The sequence below is a fragment of the Daejeonella sp. genome (genome assembly GCF_044342615.1).
Taxonomy (GTDB): Bacteria; Bacteroidota; Bacteroidia; order Sphingobacteriales; family Sphingobacteriaceae; genus Daejeonella.
Genome location: NZ_JBIIPN010000153.1, coordinates 1 through 5,465 on the forward strand (window position 1 = coordinate 1; position 5,465 = coordinate 5,465).

Genomic DNA, 5,465 nt, shown 5'->3' on the forward strand with positions numbered 1-5,465 from the left:
GCCATAAAGTGCATCCGTAGCCGGGCGAATTTGAAAAATCACTGCATTTATTCCTGTTTTTTGATGCGCATCCAAAATGCGAATTAGTTCAGTCTTCTGAATATCAGAACTCAGTCCCGGTTTTGACGGCCAATCGATATTAGCAACTGTAGCAATCCATACTCCACGAAATTCATGCTTAGGATGTGAAAAGTCTTGAGAATGACCAAAAAAAGGCAGAGCTAAAAGGCATAAAATAAGAAACGACAGGTTTTTTTTCATTGGATTTTAAGATAAGTGCATAAAGATAATAATCTAATGTATTGCAGAAGGCCTTAAAAATGAAGAATTGATTTTTTTTATAAACCTTTATAAATGCATTGATGATTTTTAACGGGTAAAAACAATAATTATATTTCGAAACAATATATTTGCCCCTGCCGATGTTTAGTAAATAAGATTTTAATTCTATAAATTCAGTATTATAAATGGAAAACCTAGAAAAACCTGTACAAAGGGACTCAAATAAGATATATTTTTTAATTGCAGTAATAATTGCATTGCTTGGTACAAACACCTATTTGTTTTTAAAAGACAAGCAGAGCGATAAGCGAATCGTAAGTATTAGCGACGAAAAAACTAGAATGGAAACCGAAATTGATAAGATTGAGGCTGAACTGGATAACGCAACGAATACAAACATACAGCTTACTGAAGAGATGAAGGCTGAGCAAGAAAGAGCAAGACAGCAAATTGACAGGCTAAGAGCAGCTTTGTCGAAGGGTCAGCTTACACAAACACAACTTCTTAAAGCGCAAGAAGAAATTAAACAGCTTAAAAATCTGGTAGCAAGATACAGCTCTGAAATAGACGTTCTTAAAAATCTTAATGCCAATTTAACTATAGAACGTAACGAGTTAAAAACAGCTGTTGATTCTGTTAGTTACAAAGCTTCCGACCTTGAAAAGCAAAACGAAGAGCTCAGCAATAAAGTAAGGGTAGCCTCACTTCTTAAAACTGGCAATGTTTCTATTTTGGCAATAAATGTAAAAAATAATGGAAAAGAAAGTGCTGCAAGCCGCGCCAATAGTACAGATAAATTAAGGATAAACTTCTCTATCGTGCAAAATCCATTAGCACAAAAGGGTACACATAATATTTACCTTAGAGTTATAGATCCAAGCGGGAACCTCATTGTTTCTAAAAACAATGGGACTTTCAATTCAGAAGATGAAGAGCTTCAATACACGTATAAAACTGCCATAGAATTTAATAACGATGGTAAAAGCTATTCCATAGATTGGTCAAACACTGGTGATTTTCAAAAAGGAAATTATACTGTTCTCTTGTACTCTGACTCTTATTCAATGGGCAAAGGATCGATTAGTTTAAGATAAAGAATAAGCTATATTCCATCTCTATTTAAAGGGATAGATATAAAAAATGTAGTGCCTATTCCAGGTATTGTTTTAAATCGGATGAGTCCCCCAATACCTTCAATTATTTGCTTTACAAAAGCAAGTCCCAATCCTGTTCCAGAAGTTTTTGTAGTAAAATTAGGGCTAAAAATTTTTTGTCCTAATTCTTCAGGAATTCCTGCTCCATTATCTTTGATTTCAATGTGTACATTACCTTCTCTACAATAAATAAAAATACGAATTATACTTCTGCGCTTGTCAGAACGGGCTTCAATTGAATTCTTTATAAGATTATTAAAACATCTTAAAAGCTGGTCTTTATCTGCTTTAATTACAGGTTCAATGCCATAAATATCTTCAAGAACAATAGTAGTATGTTCTGATTGACGATAAAGAACAATAGATTGCTCAATAATTTCCTTCACATTAACCTGTTCCAAAACCGCTTCAGGCATTTTGGCAAAACTAGAAAATTCTGAAGCGATATGAGTTAGGCTTTCAATTTGTTCAATAAACGACTTGTTAAAACGCTCAAATTTCTCGGCAAAATGAGGGTCTTTTTCCCTCCAAGATCTTTCAAGGAGCTGTATACCTAATTTAAGAGGTGTTAATGGATTCTTAATCTCATGTGCTACTTGTTGAGCCATCTCGCGCCATGCAGTCTCACGTTCAGATAATGCCAGCTTTTGTGCACTTTCCTCTAATGCAGCAATCATATTATTGTACTCACTCACTAAATTGCCAATTTCATCATTTCGTTTCCATACAATAGGTTCGTTTTTACGGCCGATTTTAGTCTCACGCAAACTTTTTTGAACAAGAGTTAAAGGGCTTGTAATTCTATTGGCAATAAACACTGCAAAAAAGCCTATAGCCACAAAAACCAAGGCATAAACATTTATTAAAGCATTTAAAAACACCCCGATTCGGTCTTCGTGATCTTTCTCATTTGAAAAATATGGCAAACCCAAATAGGCAATTTCCTCATTTCTACTATTTGTAATTGGAACATAAGCCACAATAAAGGAAAGTTCACCAATTTGCTCAGTATTAATATATTCAGACTTCTGCAGCCTATTCAAATACAAATAGGATAAAGAATTCATCTTAGGGGCAATCAATTGATTCTCATATATTTTGGGTTGGGTAGAAAGAAGTAATTTCCCATTCATGTCAAAGAGATTAAGGTCAACCCCATTGATATCTGCAAAAGCGTTAAAAGCGATCTCCGTTTGTTCATCAGCAGAAATCAATCCATTATTCAATAATTGCTTATTTACACCTACTGAAATTTTATTCAATTTATCTAGAACCAATTCTTCTTGCTGCTCACGATATTGAGTACTAATATTGTAAAATGTAATGATTCCTGTAATAATCAGTGTAATTACAACAGCTAAAACCATTGAAACCTGAATTCTAGTCTTATAAAGCATCTTATTTGCCCTAACAAGATAGTTCCATCTAAAATTTCGCCAACTAGGATGATAATGAAGAAGGCTATACCATAGCCATCTAATTACGTATAAAAAAGTAGCAAAAAGAAGAAACAACAAAAAGATAAAAGAAACAGATGCTAGCTGATCAAGCAAATTAGTTTTTTTTCTGCTTACAATTATTAAGCTTCGTGAGTTAGGTTGGAAAATTAAATGACTGTACTGGTGACCATTTTCTGAGGTATTTTCGAATAAAAATTCGCCAGTCTTACCACTAAACTCATAATTTCTTAAATTATAAACATACTTTCCATGCTGATTTAACAATCTATGATCCTTATAATAGGCATAAGAATATTCCTTGAGCTGTAAATCATCTCTTATTTTTCCATCAACAAGTAGCTCAGGGAATGCACCAACCTCAGCTAAAGGCTTCGACTTTAGCTCCAAAACAAGCGTGCCTACTTGATTATTTTGATTTTTTATTGGAAGCAGCGCAAAATATTGCTGAAAACCAAAAGTATTATTACGCTGGTAAAAATAATCAGATACCTTTAACGAGCCTTTGAGCACTAAATTTTTAAAATTTGATAGCGGAATATTCCTATCACCCTTCAAAAACTGATTATTGGTATCATACTCATAGGATTCAAAATCAAATTTAGAGAGATAACCAGCCAAATAGAGTTTCATCAACCTCGTTTTTAAGGCATTATGACTTGAAAGTGGATTTTTGAAAAAATCAATCACAAACTGATCGTTCAAAATTTCTTTTTCCAAACTTAACAACAGTAAAACCGCATTCGGATCTGAAGAGGATTCTAACTTTGTAGCCAGTAACTTACGACTCTCACGTTCTTTTAAGGATTGAAATCTGGAAAGCTTTATGGAGCCGATTAAGGAAAAGATAAAAAGACAAACAATCAGAGCTCCTATAGTTAAACGTTTCTCATAATGATGGAAGGAAATGCCAAAAATGAGCAAAATGAGAGCAAAAAGCAGGAAAAAAATCGTGAAATCACTAAAAAATAAGCGATAAATTAAGGCTATGAGCAAGCCCAATCCAAAAACAAATAAACGCTCTTTTTTGCTCAAACTTAATACGGAGCTAATACCTAAGGTCGAGCTAATTAATAAGAATAGATTTAAAATGGCCAGACAGAAAATCACGAGGCCCAGATAATTTAACCAGCCTGAATTTAAAATTTGTCCAACCTCAAAATTAATATTAGAATTAGAAATTAATCCGAAAAATAATTCATTAGTAATATATCCAGCAGTGCAAACAAAAAGACCTAAGGCAATGAAAATTAGATAGCTAACAAATTTATTTATCGGTAATTTTACACTTACTATTTGAAAACGATAAGCATAAATAAAAGCTAAAATCCAGGTAAATGCTAAAATATTCAATAAAAACTCCCCAATGGAAGGGAAGAAATAATTGGAGGCAAAATATTTGGGGTTAAAAATCTCCAATTCAAAATTATTGCTAAAAAATCTGAAGTCAAGATCTAGAAGTCGCAAGCCCATTAAGGTGCTAAATAAAAGAAGTATAGCCCATTTAACATAGCCCCTGTCTGCAACTGAAACGCAAAGGCTAGTTATAAATATTAAAAAGAATAAGATGGATAAAACCCACATTACCAGCTTTATGGCTAAATAAAAAGAAGGTGGGTCATTAGACTTTAATTTTACCGAAAATAGGTACTTCCCATCCAAATTGCGGATATTATATACCTCTTTATCTTCTAAATTTGCTATATCAAGGCTATTTGATGGCAACAAATCTTTTGCGAAATCGTTGCGTAGATATTCATTTTGATAGGGATAATCCGATTTTACGGGGATGAAACAAAGTACAGAAATGTCTCCCCAAGTCTTCTTGATAGCCTCAAAATAACCATTCCCCTGACGGATAAAATTACTACCCTCTTTAAACTGCCTATCTGTTTCGGGCGCAATTTGTATCCCACCCAAGAAAACTAGGCGGCCTTTTTCGTAAGTATTAATAAAAATATTTCGCTTTTCACTAAACTCAGAAATGAGATAACGTGCCCATTTCTCATTTGTCTGGATATTGTTGAGAGAATCACGAAATGAAGGATTACCAAGTATATTACGTAGCAGCTCCTCCTTTTTTTGGAGACGCCGCTCAATTTTGCGGGCCTCCAAAGTAAGGATTTCTTCCTTCTTGATAGTATAATTAATAGTTAGGGCTGTGCCAGCAAAGCCAATTGCGAGCATAAGCAGAAGAAAACGAATTTTAAAATTTCCGCTCATGAATCATCGTTTAATTAAATGCCCTAACTATTTACCTAAAAAAGGTATTTATTCGATTTTAGGAAATTATACAGTGGCACTTGAAGTCTCAACCGTACGGTCCACCTTCTTTACAAGTCCTTGTAACACATTTCCAGGACCCACTTCAACAAATGAAGTTGCACCATCATGAAGCATTTTCTCGACGGTTTGCGTCCAACGTACGGCACCTGTTAATTGTGAAATTAAATTATGCTTAATGCTTGGCACATCTTTATAAGGCTTTGCATCAATATTTTGATAAATTGGGCAAATAGGCTCTTTTATTTCGGTGTTTTCAATAGCAGCTTGCAATTCAACACGAGCAAGC

General features: G+C 33.9%; 4 protein-coding genes. 1 reads left to right on the top strand and 3 read right to left on the bottom strand.

The annotated features are described in order from the left end of the window. Positions 1–261 (bottom strand): family 10 glycosylhydrolase (locus ACIQ0D_RS11135; protein WP_395805611.1); only part of this gene is annotated, 261 nt, incomplete at its 3' end. Between the two features lie 206 nt (positions 262–467). Between ACIQ0D_RS11135 and ACIQ0D_RS11140 the strand changes: the two genes are divergently transcribed. Then, positions 468–1,376 (top strand): hypothetical protein, encoded by a 909-nt coding sequence (locus ACIQ0D_RS11140; RefSeq protein ID WP_395805612.1) that lies wholly within the window; start codon positions 468–470, stop codon positions 1,374–1,376. Between the two features lie 8 nt (positions 1,377–1,384). On the opposite strand, the gene ACIQ0D_RS11145 is transcribed toward ACIQ0D_RS11140, so the two are convergent. Beyond that, the gene (locus ACIQ0D_RS11145; protein ID WP_395805614.1) at positions 1,385–5,116 is read right to left on the bottom strand and encodes an ATP-binding protein; all 3,732 of its coding nucleotides are present in this window, start codon (positions 5,114–5,116) and stop codon (positions 1,385–1,387) included. 66 nt (positions 5,117–5,182) lie between these two features. After that, positions 5,183–5,465, bottom strand: a 283-nt coding sequence (locus tag ACIQ0D_RS11150; protein WP_395805616.1) for an ACP S-malonyltransferase, incomplete at its 5' end; no start/stop codon positions are given.

Bases quoted from the DNA above. Each gene is read 5' to 3' on its own strand.
- ACIQ0D_RS11140 (WP_395805612.1), top strand. From the start codon at position 468: ATGGAAAACCTAGAAAAACCTGTACAAAGGGACTCAAATAAGATATAT.
- ACIQ0D_RS11145 (WP_395805614.1), bottom strand. From the start codon at position 5,116: ATGAGCGGAAATTTTAAAATTCGTTTTCTTCTGCTTATGCTCGCAATT.